Below are 16,706 nucleotides of genomic sequence, written 5' to 3'. Positions count from 1 at the left end.
GCCTCCTACTTCCTCTCTCTTAATAAGAAAAATTGAATAACCGAGACAGCCATGATGCACAGACCAAGGATAACCGCCATTGCGGATGCAATTCCTGCGATGGATTGACCCGATCCAAAGGCATTCTGCTGGATATACATAAGAAGCACGGTCGTTGAACTGGATGGACCTCCCTTTGTGAGCATGAGCGCCTGTCCATAGATATTAAACTGGGCGATGGTTGTAATGACGATCGTGAACAGAAGCTGATTCTTTATACTTGGAAGAGTGATGTGGAAAAACTTTTGCAGCCTGCCTGCCCCGTCCAGTGACGCAGCTTCATAGTATTCTTTGGATACTCCGTTTAATGCTGCCTGGTAAATGATCATGTTCCCGCCGATCCCCCACCAGACTGTTACAACGACGAGTGCGATCCATGCGTAAGGCTGTGTGCCCAGCCAGTTGGGTGAGGAAGTGAAATAATGATTAATCGGTCCAAACGAAACGTTAAACATCATGGACCAGATGATCATGACAGCTGAAATGGAAAACAATACGGGCAAGTAGAAAATCGCTTGAAAGATCTTCATCCCTTTTGGTTTCACATGGAGTGCAGCAGCTAAAAGCAAGGGGATAATGATGCAGGCAGGAACCGTAAAAGCCACAAATTTAAAGGTATTTCCCAGCCCGGTATGCAGCTGGGTGTAGAACGTTGATTCTTTATTGAATAAAATTTCCTTATAGTTATCCAACCCGACAAACTCGGGAGTATTGACCAAATCCCAGTTCGTAAAAGAAATGTACACACCAAAAAATATAGGGATAAGAAAAAATAGAGCAAACAACAAAAGATGCGGCCCGATAAAAATCATGGGCGAAAAATTGATTCCTTTACGATGCGGCTTGCCCATGGCTGGTGAAAGCACGTCTATTCTCTTTTTTTCAGTCAGCTTAAGATCCATATTTTTTCTCCTTCTCTTTTAGTAGAAGGCAATAGAAGAAATCCTCCCATTGCCTTCTATCCATTCTGCTGGAGACCTGGTTCCTCTTACTTATCCTGTGCAATCTTATCCTCTACGGTTTTCTGGGAATCCTTTAGAGCCTTCTTAATATCGAGCTTTCCAAATACCGTATCGTTGCCGATCTTGTCCAGTTGTTCAGAGATATAGCCGTTGTACTTGTAGTCAAAGATTTTTAACGATTTTTGTTCTGTTGCATCTTTAATCAAGAAGGATTGAGGCATCTTTTGATATTTAGGATTATCCAATGTAGCTAATGCTGCCGGGTTTTGCCCCGCTTCTGCCCATGGAAGGGAGTTATCCCTTACCCAGTCAATAAACTTTATGACGCCTTCTGTTTTCTTCTTGTTTCTTTCAGGATTTTTAAGAAGTACAAATTGGTGGGAAGAACTCCAGTTCACCATTTTGTTCTTGTCATCACTTAGCTGAGGGAAGTTTGTCATTCCCCAATTTAAATTCTTTGCCTTCTTAATATCATTTTGCATCCAGATTCCTTCGGGGTAGAAGATCGCTTTTCCAGATTTAAAGACTTGACCCGCATCCTGGCCATCTTTATTGGTGATGCCTGACTTTACAAAACCATTGTAGAGTTTTAACGTGTCTACGGCTTGTTCCGTGTTTAAAGTCGGCTTCGTACCATCACTCGTAATGCTTCCACCCATTTGGCTGTACACCGACAAGAAGGCAGGCTTCATCCAAGTAACAGGGGTCGCTATAATACCATCTTTTTTCGCTTTTAAGCCTGCTTCTTTTATTTCATCAAATGTAACGATATTATCATCAAGGGCATGAGGCGCATATTTGGCTGCCAGATCTTTGTTGTAGTACATAACAAAGCTATGCACATCCAAAGGGACGCTATATCGCTTATTGTCCAGGCTGCCAATATCCCAGCCCGCTTTTACATAATTTCCACCTTTAATTTCAGGATATTTTGCAAGGGAATCATCCATTGGAATCAGCATGTCTTTGTCCACAAATTGTTTGATCCGTTCAGCATGAACAATGTTTAAATCAGGGATATTTCTGCCCGAATTGACAACGGTAGGGATCTTTGCGTACATATCGGCTTCTTTTAGTGAGATATTTCTCACTTTAAACTTCGGATTCGTTTTGTTATAGGCATCGACCATCATCTGCATGTTTTTACCATCTGGACCTACAAACGGATTCCAAAACACAATTTCATTTTTCCCTACCTTATCAGACGATGAACTTTGACTGCACGCCCCTAAGGAAAGAATAAAAATAACGATGATCAAACAGCTAATTATTACCTTGATTTTCTTATTCATCTTGAATTTCCCCCTCGTTAATTAGTTAAGGCAGCTGGAAAAACAGAAAACTATGACCTGCTTGATCACTTAGTTCCTCCTTCCTGACAAAAGTTAAAACATTCTGAAAATTTATGTTACTAATCATCGATGCACCAAGAAAAATACTGTTTTTTTCGAAACAAATACTGTAGTATTTAATACAAATATTATGTTTGAAACAGTATTATTGTATTAATTGTTAAGATAACGCTTTCATTTTGATAAGTCAATATCTTTTTACATTTCCAGATATTCCTTTATTATGGAGCCATAGGTTCTCCTCATAAAAATAAGATAGGGGTTGCATTTTCTTGCTAGAACTCACAATTGATGAATCCGACGCTTTGATTAAGGTAGCTCATGCTCTCTCGTCAAAGGTAAGAATCGATATTCTAAAATTATTAAATACGAAAAAAATGAACATCAATGAAATGGCCGAACAATTAAATCTGCCAGTTTCCACTATTGCTTTAAACATACGAGTATTAGAGACAGCTGGGATCATCTATACTGAACTGCTTCCTGCAACGAGGGGGACAATGAAGGTTTGTTCGCGGGTTTTTGAAGATATTCATATGGATTTAAGGATGGATCTTGGTTATGGCAATAAAGAAAATATGTATCAGCTGGAAATGCCGATTGGTCATTACTTTGATGCTAATATTTCGCCAACCTGCGGAATCATTACGAAGACTGGGGTACTCGATCCCTTGGATGAACCTGCATTATTTTACCATCCGGAAAGAATGAATGCTCAACTGATCTGGTTCCGCAAGGGGTATATCGACTATCGATTCCCATTGCAGCTTCCGCCCAATGCAAAGATTCAGTCTGTTCAATTTTCAATGGAGCTCTGTTCAGAGGCACCTCACTATGACCATAATTGGCCTTCAGATATTACGATATGGATCAATGATCAAGAAATTTGTACGTGGACATGTCCCGGGGATTTTGGTGAAAGGAAAGGGAATTTAAACCCTGTGTGGTTTCCGACAGAGGGGCACACTCAGTATGGTCTTTTAAAATCATGGAAAATTACCGAGGATGGAAGCTATTTAGATGAAATACAGGTTTCTAATACTACGTTAAAAGATATACTTGTCGATAAACAAAAACATCTGAATTTCAGGATCGGTATTAAATCCGATGCTCCGAACATTGGGGGGATCAACCTGTTTGGAAATCAATTAGGTGATTATCCACAGAATATTTTAATGAGGATTATTTATTCTTAATTGAAAGAAAATAACTTGAGGTGAGGGGAGAAAGCAAATGAACCTAGAACTGATGGATATTTTTCGCATGGAATTTGACTTTAGTTGGGATACTGAGACCTGGTTTTTACCTTTAGAATCTGCTCTTGAGGGTTTAAATTCCACAGATGCAAGCTGGCAACCTCCTGGAGGAGGGAATACAATTTGGCAAACTGTGAACCATCTGAATTATTACAACGCCCTACTTGTTAGACAAATCAATGACACAACGCCCAGAAAAAAGGTATCTATTAACAAGCCTTCATTTGGAGATATTGGGGAACCACCAAATTCTAAATGGCAGGCAGTCTTGGCAGAGAATACCTTTGGGGATATCGGGGATCCATCAGACTCTGAAAAATGGAAGGCGGTCTTGGCAGAAACACGCCTAATTTGTGAAAACTTGCGTCAATCACTGGCACAAGTCAATGACAGTCAGCTGGATGAGGAACTTGTTGGGGGCCTGGCCCGTCAAATTTTACACAACGTATACCATATAGGACAAATTGTATTAATTCGTAAACAACAAGGCTCTTGGCCAAAGGAGCGAGAATAATTTGTATATACGCGATAGGGCGCAATTCTAAAGCATTGGGTTGCGCTCGTTATTACATTATAGGGAGCTTACATGTTTATCCTTTCATTTTATTTACAGCCTCTTTTAATTGTTCCACTAATTAAGTTGCGTATATGAAATCATATTGTCCGTACATAATTACTCCTCACTCACTTAAAAATCTTCTTCCCGATGCTTCTTTCGTATCCAATAACCTCTGAGATAAAAACCCATAAAAATTCATTGCTGTAATGTTGTCATCAAGCCCCCCCCTTGTCAATTCCACACTATCTTCAATAACGACCAGATTCTCACTCATTCTTAAATTTCTATCTTTCTCTGATTGAATAACAATAGAAGCTATATTCGTAAGAAATTTCTTGATAATTAAAAGTTCCTTGCCCAATTGATCATTATCAAATATTTTTACATTTGCACCTAATTTAATAAGACAAGCCTTTTAAATTTTCCATTTCACCAATATCGTCTGCATCCGTTTCAGCAAACAAATCTTTATTCTCAATTTTCGTTTTTATGTCTGTAATTCCTAAACCAGTGAGCTTTCTTATAGGTACTATATATTTACCAACCGGACCATTAAGAAGTATCTTAATTGCCATTTTACTCATCTACCGTTCTCCTTCTGTTCAAACTTAGAACCGTCTTTCATTTTTATAACCTATTACCTCTTTCCGCTTGCACATACCCATAATATAAGTTCCCGATAAATAGAGTGTTCAACTATAAACAACTTGGGGAATGGAAATGGTAAAGAGATCATTCAAAATTATTTCATAGTGATACTATCCATTTTAAACCGTTTAAAAAGGAGCGTGTAAAACATGACCTCTGTAACAAACTTTGACAGTACAAAGGAATCCCTGCAAGATCTGTTAAAGAGTATAAGCTCTGGGAAAACTCAACTTCCTGATTTTCAGCGGGGTTGGGTTTGGGATGATACCCATATTAAAAGCTTGATCGCCAGTGTATCTTTGTCTTATCCTATTGGAGCTGTTATGATGTTGCAAACTGGGAACAGTGAGGTTAATTTTAAGCCGAAACCTGTTGAAGGAGTAAATTTGCTGCAAGCACAAGAACCAGAGCGGCTGATTTTGGATGGCCAGCAGCGGCTTACTTCTTTAACTCAGTCGCTCCACTTGGAACAGCCGGTAGTAACCAGGGATATTAGAGGAAAGACAATAAAGAGATGGTACTACATAGACATCCATAAAGCATTAGATCCTTTTTTTGATCGGGAAGACTCGATTATCGGCCTGCCAGAAGATAAAGTAATCAAAAATTTTCGTGGACAGGTCAAAAGCGATTATTCTACCTTGGAGAAGGAGTGCGAAGCTGGGTTGTTTCCATTCACTCGGATTTTTGATACCGCCAAGATTACGGAATGGCAAATGAAATTTTTACAGATTGACCCTGAGAACATACAAGAGAGACTGCAAACCTGGAACCATTTTTCCGACATCATCCAGCGTTTTCAGCAATACCAGATCCCTTTAATTATCTTAAGAAAAGAAACACCAAAAGAAGCGGTCTGCCAGGTGTTTGAAAAAGTAAACACAGGAGGGGTCCCGCTAACGGCTTTTGAGCTTCTCACTGCTACATTTGCGGCAGAGGATTTTAATCTGAGAAAGGACTGGGAGGCTAGAGAGAAAAGGCTATTTCAACAAAAAGTACTTAAATCCAATCAAAGTACAGATTTCCTGCAAACCATCAGTTTATTGGCCACCTACGACCGTAAAAGGGAAAACTCTGATGTACCTATCAGCTGCAAACGAAAAGATGTGCTTAAACTAAGCTTACAGGAATATAAAAAGTGGGCAGAACTAGCCACTGCAGGATATGAAAGTGGGGCAAAGTTTCTTTTCAGCCAAAATATTTTTTCAGAAAGAGACCTTCCCTATCGTACTCAACTGGTACCTTTAGCAGCCATCTATGCGATTCTCGGAGACAAAGTATACAACGACCGTATTCGACAAAGAATTGCCCAGTGGTTCTGGTGCGGGGTATTAGGAGAATTATATGGGAGTACAATTGAAACCAGATTCGCTAAAGACGTTCAAGAAGTTTTAGAGTGGATCAGTGGCGGAAACGCACCCTCTACCGTTCAGGAGGCCAACTTCTCTCCTTCCAGGCTATACACACTTCGCACTAGAAACAGTGCTGCCTATAAAGGAATTTCCACATTGCTTTTACGTGAAGGCGGGCAAGATTTTCGAAGTGGAGAAACTGTCACTGTCCAAATGTACTTTGATGATCAAATTGACATTCATCATATCTTCCCGACCGCTTATTGCATATCAAAGAATATTGATCGAGGGAAATTTGACAGCATTGTCAATAAAACACCGTTATCTGCAAAAACCAACCGAATGATTGGAGGAAACGCTCCTAGTTCGTACTTGGAACGAATCCAAAAGAACACCGGAATATCAAAGGATCGAATGGATGAAATCCTTCATTCTCACGTCATCGACCCTGAATCATTAAGACTGAATGACTTTGATGCCTTCTTTGAAAAAAGAGAAGAAAAGTTATTAAGTATTATTGAGAAAGCTATGGGAAAACAGATGGCAAGGGCTACTCTAAATCAGCGTTTTTAAAATAGAGGGTTCATCTTCATATATTTCCTTCTTATCAACATTTTTCAAAAACACAAAGTAAGCTCCTAGCATGAGACTAGGAGCTTACTTTGTTTGTAACTTGTGAAACGGAATGCTTTAACACAAAATTGCTGAATTCCACGTGAAGTTAATAGTCTGATAGCTGATCAAAAAGAATACACGACACGCATGCTCAATTCTCTAAATAAAACAAGACATTAAAGGAGTTTGTATTACGGACTAGGATATTATCTTAGGATTGATCTGAAGATACAAAATCTATATATCTTTGACATTAACATATGGTAAAATAAGGTATATATTTATAAGGTGTAGGAGTGGATAGAGTAAATATTGGTTATAGGGTTTCATCTCTAAAATATTTTTCTTGGAGGCAAATAATTATGTTTAAATTTAATACTAATGAAAACAAATTAGTCATAGATAATCAAAGTAAAAATGATGAACAATACCAGGAAGTAAATAATATTTCAATAACCAAGATGAAAACACAAAGTAATTTTCTAAATGAGTTACCATACTGTGATATTAATAATGTTTATCAGATTGATTTAACTAATAAAAACAACAGGGAACCCGACATAACATATGAAGTAATTTGCTCGAAAAATGAATTTGTCTTTGCGATTCAAGATTTCTATCTCAAGTTGCTAGATGATAAAGATTTAAACTTCGAAGACTTAGCAGCTAATGTTTCTCCTAGAACTCAATTGTTTGAACACATTCCTATAAGCCAAGGATATAAAGTTTATATTAAAAAGAAAGAGATTAATTATTTATTGAACTTTGATTCAGATGACCTAGATTATCTTTCAAAAAGTATGGAATCTTCCCAAAACAGGCTAAAATATTTACTAAGTGGAGGTTATAATAATAAATTTTTAATTGTTGTTGGCAAATTTAAAAATCTATATAAAGATGTTCATGATGACCTTGGATTAACAAGATTACAAATTAATGGAGATATTGTCGAAAAAAAAGAAACAATTGAGCCTGGTAATAAGCCCCCAATTATAATAGTTCATGGTTTAGCATCTAGAATTGGCAGTTCCTATTTCCACCTAATCAATCATTTAGAAAATAATTACACAGTGTATGGATTTGATTACCTCACCATTAATCAAAGTATAAATGTAAGCAGTAAATTGCTAGAAATAGAAATAAAGCACCTTTCTAAAAAATATAATAATGATGATGTTTTAGTCATTGCTCATAGTATGGGGGGCTTGGTTAGCCGATCATCTATGATTATTAACAATTCAAAAATAAAATACATTATAATGGCTGGGACGCCTAACAATGGAAGTCGCTTACCTAGTGTACCTTTAATATCACGATTTATTTTAGTACTTAGTAACATCATTCAAATAAAAGAAAAAGATTTTCAGGATTTGGTACGGTCAAGAAACATAGATGGACTCCATGATTTAACCAATAAAACTAAATTTATTGATAAGTTAAATTCTAGAGATAATTATCACAAAAAATATTTCACATTAGCTGGAGCCAAATACTTTAGCTCTTCAGACGGATTAGTTTCAATAAATAATATGGTTATAATAAATAAAATATCCATGCTTTATATAAAAGAAAAGCAATGGTCTCATATTAATTACTTTAATTCAGGAAATTTTGAAATACCACTAAATCAAGCACTACAATACTCGATTTAAAAACTATATTATAAATTAGTTGGAACGATACCCCAGATAATAATTTTAGAATTGTTTTCAATAGTAAGTAGCCTTTTTTATATCAACCATTATCTAACTTGCAACCATCCTATCAAGAGACACGCAATAAACTTACACACATTGGAATGCAACATCATCGTTTACGACGAGTACACCGGGGAAGTACCCGCTCCATATAAAAAGGTGGATTTGGATACTTTATTAAAGGAATCAGATGTGGTTTCCCTCCACCTTCGTCTAAGCAAGGGCACCCAGCACTTTATCGGCAAGAAGGAACTGGACAAAATGAAACCTTCCGCCGTGCTTATCAGCACTGCACGCTCGGGTCTCATTGATGAGAAAGCACTAGTTCAAAGTCTTAAGGAAAAGAAAATCATGGGGGCTGCCCTGGATGTGTTTGATCATGAACCCCTAGATCCAAATGACGATCTATTAAAGCTGGACAATGTAACGATTACTACTCATATTGCGGGAAGTACCATTGATGCCTTTAGGAATAGTCCCAAGCAGATGGCAGATACTCTTTGTAATTGAATTAATCTTTTCTAAGCTTACTAGTATTCAAATGCCTTAGGAATTTATTACCGTGAAAAATAAAGCAATTTTCGTCTAAAAAAGAAGTGATACCCGTACACAAGAGTGTACGGGTATCTATTAAGATATAATTCCTCATTTACATTTATATTTACTTTCCAAACAGATAATCCTTAAACTTAAGTTTTGACGCTTGAGTTGATTTTTCAACATATCGCTCACCAACAATATAATAATAAACTGCATCAGCTAAAAGTGAAGTTAAATTATCTTTCAAATCGCAAGCTGCTTGCTCTAACTTTTTTTCAATAATCTCTATAGGGGAGGGACTCCCTGTTACCTCATCAGATGATGCAGACATCTCATTTATAGTTTTATTTCTTAATGTTAATTTATTATTTGTACTAATTGCTTCAAATTGAGCTTTTAAATACTCGTTCCTATCTATAAAATTTTTTATAAGTTTTCTCAAGCGCATCTCTATCCAACAAGTGCGTTTCAATCCATAATTTAGTGGAATATGGACTGAGGGATAAAATGTTTTTTTCATAAGATAAGGATTTATTTATAATAAAATAAGCATCAGATATGTTCTCGTCTTTTATTAATTTCATGTTTTTTTTTATAATATCCGCTTCTAATTTGAAAGAATTAAAGTACTCAAACAGAGACACTGCTCTTTCATAAATGTTATAGTTATTTTTAGAATTAATTAATTTATTATTAGACAATTCATATCCATAATTACAAGCAATTTCTTTGCAAAAATTGTCAACTATGTAATCAATAATATATGAAAGGTGATCAATATTTTCTCTAGAAAAGTAGATCATTTTACTTAAAGCAGACAAATTTTCAACATGTAATTTTATAGCTTTTTCATATTTTTCATCATATAGTTTTCTTTTTGCTTTTGAAGTTAACTGAGATCTTCTAAGTACGAATAGAACCAAAACAGAAGAAATGAGTGTTGCCAAGCTGACTAATTCATTAATTGTTTTTAAGTTAAAATGAGCCAAATATAAGTGAACATGGAAAAAAATAAATTTCAAAAATTCCACCATCATAGTAGGCTGGTGATAAGAAATAATAAAGTACCAAGAAATTAGATTGAAAATAGAAATTCTAAATATGAAAACTGCAAACCTTATTAAATTTTCATATACATTTAAAATGCTATACGCATTAGTAGCATCCATTCTATTATTATTAGATGGCTGGTTTTTATAGTAGATCCTAGGTTGAATCTTATAAAGAACCTTATCATATATATAATACAATTCACTTAAAAATCTTATAATGCCTAATTTTTTGTTTCTTCTTAATTTATTATAAAAGACTTTCAATCTGTATCTAATTTCCCCTATTACTTCTTGAATAATAGAGAGTACCAAAATTGCAATTATTTGTAGTGCTAAATACTGAAAAACTACTGTTCCCCAAGTCGAATCTATCGTTTGATCAACCCATTTTAAAATATAAAAAATAACATTAGAGTATACCCATAACAACAATGCATAAACTTTCAGAAGAAAATGCATTACAAATCTCCTATTCCAACTTTATTTATAAACCCGTATTCAGAATCTCTAAAAAAATAATTCTTTCGTTTAGAAAATACACCATAAGCTTTTGGTTAGTTCATTGGCACCGCCTTAAACTTTTTGTAATTGTATTATATAAACAAAAATCAGTAAGTGACTGTTTCAAAACGCAAATTTAAATAATAATTAAATTATTTCTTAAAAATTTCACTAATTCTTTTGTAATCGGTTTGTTGTATTATAAATTAAGTCTTATATATTTATGTTCTCTTCATCTATTAGCTTTCCATCTTGATAAAACTCTAAAAATACTTTCATGTGACGAATATCAATTTCATAGTAAATACCTAATATATATCCAAATACGTGTTCAGGAAACTGCTTTCTGTAGTCGCTAAACACATAAAGCACTTGTGTCGTTAACGCCTTTAAGCGTTCTTTATCTCTTTCTTTATTAACTCTACTTCCTGTAGACTTTTTCATTTCTATAGCAATCAAGTTATCTTGATGAATGTTTTCCCCTCTACTATGAATGATTAAGTCACAATTAATTGTTATAATTTCTCCCCGTCCATTAACAATTGTCTTGATTTTACGATTGAAATTCCGGTTGTATTCAACATCAACATAATATTGATCATATTTTGTCTTCTCGATAGCCTTATTTAAATAGAGCATCAATTGACCACAAAGTGTTCGTTCTGAGACTCCTCTTTGAATTAAATTCTTCTGCTCCAGTAAATATATTTTATTAGCTGAATTAAATAAGCATTTCAATTCATTAAACTCGTCCATTGAGATCTCCTCTAACCTTTATTTAAGAGATTATGTTCAATTCTGTTTCCGTAGGATTTAATAACTCATTAAATTGATCATATAAATCATCCTAATTAAGGTAACAGAGACGTTTCTCCTCCTATAATAGGATATTCTGTAAATTACAACTTTCTATAATATATTATTTTCATATGAAATCCTTAACTCGATCTCATTATCTTCTAGTATTGCAAAGCCATTCTTTCTATAAAACCCCTTTAATTCTTCTATAGATTATTCCCCCAACGACCTAATAATACTGGTAATTATTTTTACCCCGAATATAAGTGCAAGAGCCTTTAACAATTAAAACACTGCCTATTCCTATTCTTTTTTCAAAGACTTCCAAAATACCAATATATATTTTGTCTCTTCTTGGTTCATAGCGAACGTTCATTTTTGCTACTTCTCTATCAGAATTATAAACCCTGAAATAAATGATTTTATCATTGGAGATTGATGAAGATTCAATGTCTTCTAGTCCATCCTTCGAGTTATTGTTGGTTAACAATCTTTTGATTTTATAAAGATTTTGATATTTGCAAACCTCATTATTAAAGATTAAAAAGTATTTTTTTATTGATTTGAAAGGGCTTTATCATGTTATCCCTGGTCGATAATATATTAAGTAAACTTGAATATTTATTCTCTGTTGTCAAGGACGTTTAATTTTATACAAAATCGTCGGGGTAAAATTGTACAAAAGTGGCACCTTAACGGGTGCCTTTTTCATTCAATCGATAACTCTGTCCATCCACTGAAAACACACGAGAGTGGTAAAGCAGACGGTCTAAAATAGCTGTTGCTATAATTCCATCTCCTAAAACTTCTCCCCACTGGCTGAACGTCTTATTAGATGTTAAGAAGATCGAGCTGTTTTCATACCTTCGGCTGATCACCTGAAATAAGTAATGTCCACCATTATTATATAAGTTCAAGTAACCCATTTCGTCGATGATCAGAAGAGAAGGCTTGGCAAGCCCTCTCATCTTTTTATCCAATTTACCCTGTGAATCTGCTGTTTCAAGTGTAGTAACGAGCTCTTGTGCTGTCATAAAGTACGTTTTCAAACCTTTTCGTATCGCTTCCAAGGCGATAGAAACGGCTAAATGGTTTTACCGACTCCAGGAGGGCCCTGGAAAATTAAATTCTTATTCTGTTCAATGAAACTAAGGCTTAAATATTCTTCAATGTCCCTACGGGACATGCCTTTAACATGATCAAAATCAAACGTATCCAACGTCTTCTTAAATGGTAACCTAGAGAGCTTTAAGAGAGTCCGTCTACTTCGCTCTATACAAACTTAATTTCCACTTCCAGTTCTACCACTCTTCGAGCAAAGAAAAAAGCAGCGTTTAAAGGCTGGCACCTTCCACGCTGCACAGGATATAGAGGTCGCTGTTCGTCCCTTAAGCGTTTACGACCAATTCCTTCAAGAAGGAGAGCAATAGAAAATGAATCAAGCTATTGACACATATTGCGAATCGCTCAAATTACCCACAATTCAATCTGATGGAGAACCCTTACTGAAGAAGCTTCTAAAAATAATATACCATACCATGCATTCTTGGAGCGAACCTTGTCGTCTCTTGTATAGGTTAAAATGGCCTCCCCATGATAATAAACCGTGATCTTTCCACTTAGTGTTTCATTAATCATTACTTCTTGCCCTGCAAATTTTGAACCCATTAAAATCTTTCTTGAGTGGTAGTTCATAACCCCATCTTTACCAATCTTTCGATAGGTAATATAACTGGAATCATACATAGATGGATTAAAGAGGCTGTAGTGACTCTTTCAACCAAAGTTCGACCGGTTTACGTTCTGTAGTAGAGTGGATGCGTTGGTTAGCTATTTCTTCTATCCATCTCAAGCTCCCTCAAAAAATATTCAAAGCCATGACTCCTTTTCCCCCCTTTTCTCTATTTAAAGAGTGAAGACCTTTTTATAGAGAGGAAGAGCCCAATGGTGCCTGGAAAGATTACGAATTTTAAAAACTTGAGTGAGTTTCAAACGATAAAGGAGTTCAATGAATCAAACAAACAATTCTTGGAGGTACATAAGGAGAAGTTTACGAAGGGGGAGCTGATCGCCTTTCACCAGCTCACACGATATAGTGCCAAAGTCATCGGCGTATGCAATGCAAGAATCGGTACGCTTGTTGCCGCCTGCCATGAAAAGGGAGGCATTTCCCGTTCCACGGTGGAACGCATGCTTCGCAAAGCAAGAAAGTTTGGAATCATCTCCATACACCACACGATTCGGAATAAGGGCGGATATGCCCACAACATTTTTGTGTTCCATCATTTTGACAGACCGCTGCCACAAAGATTGACAGGCCGGCAAAGCCCTCAAACACCTTGCAGCTCTATGAAGAATCCCGACATTCCGGCATCAGAAACTAAAAACATAGAAACAAACGAAAGATTAAAAACCAAAACCATACGTAAGCAACCCGCATTTTCCCCGACATTGGATTATTCCTATCTTCCTGATTACATACCGAGGGACTTTATGCAGGCGGTCAAACCGTTCTTCACAACCGCTGCAGAGATCTGCTCTCTCTGGCAAAAAGCTCGGGTTGCCTACAAGAAATTGAATATTGAAAAGCCGCTGGAGATGCTGATCCCGGAAGTGATCCAAGGTTTCAAGATCACTGTTTACCAGTATAAGCGGCAAAAGATTAAGACAAGCTTTGCTCAGTACTTCTATGGTGTTGTTTATGGAATGCTGACGGTGGAACGAAGGCGAGAGAGCTATTTCAATGTGCTGGGGTATGATTGGCTGAACGAAGACTCTGGAGAATCATGATTATTTCCTTGGACCATTCAAATAGGTGGAGATCCCAATATATTTTGGTCTTTGCTTTGGACGGGAATGCTTAACAGCTGGGGGTTTTGGCAAAGGCGAATAAGCCTCTAAAATTTGCTTGGCCCGTTTTAGAGGCATTGATGCTTTAGGATTGCGGATCTGTGCTTCGTACTCCAGAATGTTTAGTGTTTTCCGGTCTTCTTTTGTAGAGGGAAGATGAAACAAATAATCTTCAACTTGAACCAGGACATCCAGTCGCTGCAAGGCTTTACCCGGATTCGGGGAATAATTTAGCCCTACTTTCTGTGCTTTACCCTGCTTCAGCAGCTTCTCAATCGCCCGCTGCTTCATCTCATAAAGAGCAGGTGCATTTTTCGCGTGTTTGTTAATAATATAGATGGCTATCGCTAGATCTTGGGTTGTCGTTTTCATTCTATCCAACCTTCAAAGAATTTAGATTAAATGGAGAAAGCATCTATTTTATAGGGAAATGATGCTTTCTCACTCTTGTTTATGAGTTTTAACCATTGATATACCATAACAATGCCTTACGAGTCAATCACCACATCATACAGCAAAACAACACGTAAGCAGCATCGATACCATTATTGACTTTACCATTTAAATAGCCGGATAACCCGATATAGGTAGTAGGTTGTTTTTGTAGGGGCTCCTTATCAACTGGTGACTCTAGCAAAGGGGAGTATAACTCTAAAAGTCGCTTCGCACGTTTCAAAGGCATATATACTTTGGGGTTACGATATTCGGGATCATCTTCTAGGATTTCCAAGTTTCTTCGATCTTCTTTCGTGGAGGGAAGATGAAATAAGAAATCTCCGACTCTTATGAGCACATTTAACCGCTGCAACGCTTTTCCCGGGTTGGGTGAATAGGTTAAACCTATCTTTACAGCTCGACCTTCCTTCAGCAATTTCTGGATCGCTCGATGCTTCATGGGATAGAGTGCAGGCGCATTTTTCGCATGGATATTAATAATATAGATCGCTTTATGTACATCTTGAATGGTTGTTTTCATGGTATCCCCTCTGTAAAAAAGCATCTATTCCCAGGGAATCGATGCTTTCTCACTTTTGTTTAGCTTTAACAACTGATAAACAATAACAATGCCTAACGAATCAATAACCACATCATATAACCGACCATCCCTGCCAAAGTAAAGCTGAAGAATTTCTGTAAATACGGCAAAACAAAATGTAAGCAGCATCGATTTTCTGTGATTTCTTAACCATACAAATACCAGTAAGTCTAAAATTCCAAACCCAATCAAATGTCCGGTTTTTACAAGATAAAAGGAAGGATGGATCAACGTGATATCCGATAGATTAAAGAAAGATAAAAAGTCTGGAGATGCATTCCATGTAAATTTAATAGATTGATTGCTTAATAAAGCTTCTAAATTGTCCGTAAAGGTATGAAGTCCCAAAAAAAGCGCCCATATAATAACGATAAGTAATTTAAATGTATTCATACCTCAGTTATAACCATAGGAACATTACTTTATAACTTCTTCTTTAAAACCATGAACATTGTTCTTTTGCCAGTTCCACGCATCACGGCACATATCATCCAAACCTTTTTCTGCTTCCCAGCCAAGCTCTTCTTTTGCTTTTGTTGGATCAGCATAGCTAACAGCTACATCACCAGGCCGGCGATCGACTACTTTGTAAGGAATCGTTTTTCCTGTTGCTTTTTCAAAAGCACGTAAAACTTCCAACACACTATAGCCCTTACCTGTGCCAAGGTTATAAGCCTCTACACCTTCACTCTTCATTTCCTTATCCAGTGCTTTTAAGTGACCTTTTGCCAAATCTACGACATGGATATAATCTCTAACGCCTGTCCCATCTACAGTGTCATAATCGTTGCCAAACACTTGAAGTTCTTGCAGTTTGCCTACAGCTACTTGAGTGATATAAGGTGTTAAATTGTTGGGAATACCATTTGGATCTTCCCCAATTTGTCCGCTCTTATGAGCCCCAACCGGGTTAAAGTAGCGAAGAAGGGAGATACTCCATTCATTATCAGATACATACAGGTCACGGAGGATTTCTTCAATCATGAGTTTTGTACGGCCATACGGATTAGTAGCCCCGAGTGATACTCCTTCTGAAATTGGAACTTGATCTGTCAATCCATAGACTGTAGCGGAAGAGCTGAACACCATCTTCTTCACATTAAATTGCTGCATTACCTCGCAAAGTACAAGCGTTCCGGCAATGTTATTTTGATAATAATAAAGCGGTTTATTTACAGACTCGCCCACTGCTTTTAATCCGGCAAAGTGAATAACTGCCTCAATATCATGTTCAATAAACACGCGCTCTAATTCAATTTTATCCAATAGATCGACTTGTTCAAAAACAAGCGATTTGTTTGTAATTTCGTTAACTCTATTTAAAGATTCTATGTGACTATTGGATAGGTTGTCCACGACCACAACCTCATATCCGGCATTTAAAAGTTCAACACATGTATGGCTGCCGATGTAGCCAGCGCCTCCGGTTACTAGAATGGACATATTATT

17 protein-coding genes and 1 pseudogene are annotated in these 16,706 nt (G+C 36.5%); 6 read left to right on the top strand and 12 right to left on the bottom strand.

From position 1 onward, the window contains the following. Positions 1–5: 5 nt before the first annotated feature. Complete coding sequence (locus tag AR335_RS14680; protein WP_234293333.1) at positions 6–851, bottom strand: carbohydrate ABC transporter permease; 846 nt, start codon at positions 849–851, stop codon at positions 6–8. A gap of 176 nt (positions 852–1,027) precedes the next feature. Next, on the bottom strand, positions 1,028–2,293 hold the full coding sequence (locus AR335_RS14675) for an extracellular solute-binding protein (protein WP_062237286.1): 1,266 nt from the start codon (positions 2,291–2,293) through the stop codon (positions 1,028–1,030). Between the two features lie 332 nt (positions 2,294–2,625). On the opposite strand from AR335_RS14675, the gene AR335_RS14670 reads away from it, so the two are divergent. Together AR335_RS14670 and AR335_RS14665 are read left to right on the top strand one after the other, a co-directional pair. Further along, entirely contained in the window at positions 2,626–3,549 is a 924-nt protein-coding gene (locus AR335_RS14670; RefSeq protein WP_062237284.1) for an ArsR/SmtB family transcription factor, read from the top strand. 37 nt (positions 3,550–3,586) lie between these two features. Continuing rightward, positions 3,587–4,123, top strand: a complete 537-nt coding sequence (locus AR335_RS14665; RefSeq protein WP_062237282.1) for a DinB family protein — start codon at positions 3,587–3,589, stop codon at positions 4,121–4,123. A gap of 443 nt (positions 4,124–4,566) precedes the next feature. Here AR335_RS14665 and AR335_RS14660 read toward each other — a convergent pair whose 3' ends face one another. Further along, positions 4,567–4,752 carry a hypothetical protein gene (locus tag AR335_RS14660; protein WP_234293308.1) on the bottom strand — a complete coding sequence of 62 codons (186 nt, stop codon included), beginning with the start codon at positions 4,750–4,752 and terminating at the stop codon, positions 4,567–4,569. Between the two features lie 213 nt (positions 4,753–4,965). Between AR335_RS14660 and AR335_RS14655 the strand changes: the two genes are divergently transcribed. From AR335_RS14655 to AR335_RS14645, 3 genes are all read left to right on the top strand, one after another. Then, positions 4,966–6,741 carry a GmrSD restriction endonuclease domain-containing protein gene (locus tag AR335_RS14655; RefSeq protein ID WP_062237280.1) on the top strand — a complete coding sequence of 592 codons (1,776 nt, stop codon included), beginning with the start codon at positions 4,966–4,968 and terminating at the stop codon, positions 6,739–6,741. A gap of 404 nt (positions 6,742–7,145) precedes the next feature. Beyond that, a complete protein-coding gene (locus tag AR335_RS14650; RefSeq protein ID WP_062237272.1) occupies positions 7,146–8,435 on the top strand; it encodes an esterase/lipase family protein in 1,290 nt (429 codons plus the stop codon). Positions 8,436–8,486: 51 nt separating this feature from the next. Further along, positions 8,487–8,990, top strand: a complete 504-nt coding sequence (locus AR335_RS14645; protein WP_369795846.1) for an NAD(P)-dependent oxidoreductase — start codon at positions 8,487–8,489, stop codon at positions 8,988–8,990. A 151-nt stretch (positions 8,991–9,141) separates the two neighbouring features. On the opposite strand, the gene AR335_RS14640 is transcribed toward AR335_RS14645, so the two are convergent. The 5 genes and pseudogenes from AR335_RS14640 to AR335_RS14620 form a co-directional block, all read right to left on the bottom strand. Beyond that, entirely contained in the window at positions 9,142–9,462 is a 321-nt protein-coding gene (locus AR335_RS14640) for a hypothetical protein (RefSeq protein WP_062237266.1), read from the bottom strand. Further along, positions 9,431–10,531, bottom strand: coding sequence for a hypothetical protein (locus tag AR335_RS14635; RefSeq protein WP_062237264.1), 1,101 nt, complete (start codon positions 10,529–10,531; stop codon positions 9,431–9,433). The genes AR335_RS14640 and AR335_RS14635 overlap by 32 nt, the downstream gene beginning before the upstream one ends. Positions 10,532–10,786: 255 nt before the next feature. Further along, positions 10,787–11,329 (bottom strand): hypothetical protein, encoded by a 543-nt coding sequence (locus AR335_RS14630; RefSeq protein WP_062237262.1) that lies wholly within the window; start codon positions 11,327–11,329, stop codon positions 10,787–10,789. Positions 11,330–12,063: 734 nt separating this feature from the next. Beyond that, a pseudogene (gene istB / locus AR335_RS14625) lies at positions 12,064–12,590 on the bottom strand (IS21-like element helper ATPase IstB). A 248-nt stretch (positions 12,591–12,838) separates the two neighbouring features. Next, a complete protein-coding gene (locus tag AR335_RS14620) occupies positions 12,839–13,039 on the bottom strand; it encodes a hypothetical protein (protein WP_156419008.1) in 201 nt (66 codons plus the stop codon). Between the two features lie 276 nt (positions 13,040–13,315). Between AR335_RS14620 and AR335_RS14615 the strand changes: the two genes are divergently transcribed. Next, on the top strand, positions 13,316–14,161 hold the full coding sequence (locus AR335_RS14615; protein ID WP_062237256.1) for a hypothetical protein: 846 nt from the start codon (positions 13,316–13,318) through the stop codon (positions 14,159–14,161). Here AR335_RS14615 and AR335_RS14610 read toward each other — a convergent pair whose 3' ends face one another. The 4 genes from AR335_RS14610 to galE all read right to left on the bottom strand — a co-directional run bounded on the left by AR335_RS14610 (position 14,162) and on the right by galE (position 16,700). Next, entirely contained in the window at positions 14,162–14,593 is a 432-nt protein-coding gene (locus tag AR335_RS14610; RefSeq protein WP_062237254.1) for a YkyB family protein, read from the bottom strand. Positions 14,594–14,720: 127 nt separating this feature from the next. Further along, positions 14,721–15,197: a YkyB family protein gene (locus AR335_RS14605; RefSeq protein WP_062237253.1), complete on the bottom strand. Its 477-nt coding sequence runs from the start codon at positions 15,195–15,197 to the stop codon at positions 14,721–14,723. Positions 15,198–15,221: 24 nt separating this feature from the next. Further along, on the bottom strand, positions 15,222–15,650 hold the full coding sequence (locus tag AR335_RS14600; RefSeq protein ID WP_062237251.1) for a VanZ family protein: 429 nt from the start codon (positions 15,648–15,650) through the stop codon (positions 15,222–15,224). Positions 15,651–15,674: 24 nt separating this feature from the next. Next, positions 15,675–16,700, bottom strand: coding sequence for a UDP-glucose 4-epimerase GalE (galE, locus tag AR335_RS14595; RefSeq protein WP_062237248.1), 1,026 nt, complete (start codon positions 16,698–16,700; stop codon positions 15,675–15,677). Positions 16,701–16,706 lie beyond the last annotated feature (6 nt).

Origin of the sequence: Fictibacillus sp. FJAT-27399 (assembly GCF_001510655.1) — a bacterium.
GTDB classification, from domain to species: domain Bacteria; phylum Bacillota; class Bacilli; order Bacillales; family Fictibacillaceae; genus Fictibacillus_C; species Fictibacillus_C marinisediminis.
The sequence above is the reverse complement of the archived record's forward strand: the minus strand, read 5'-3'. Positions and strand labels throughout refer to the sequence as shown.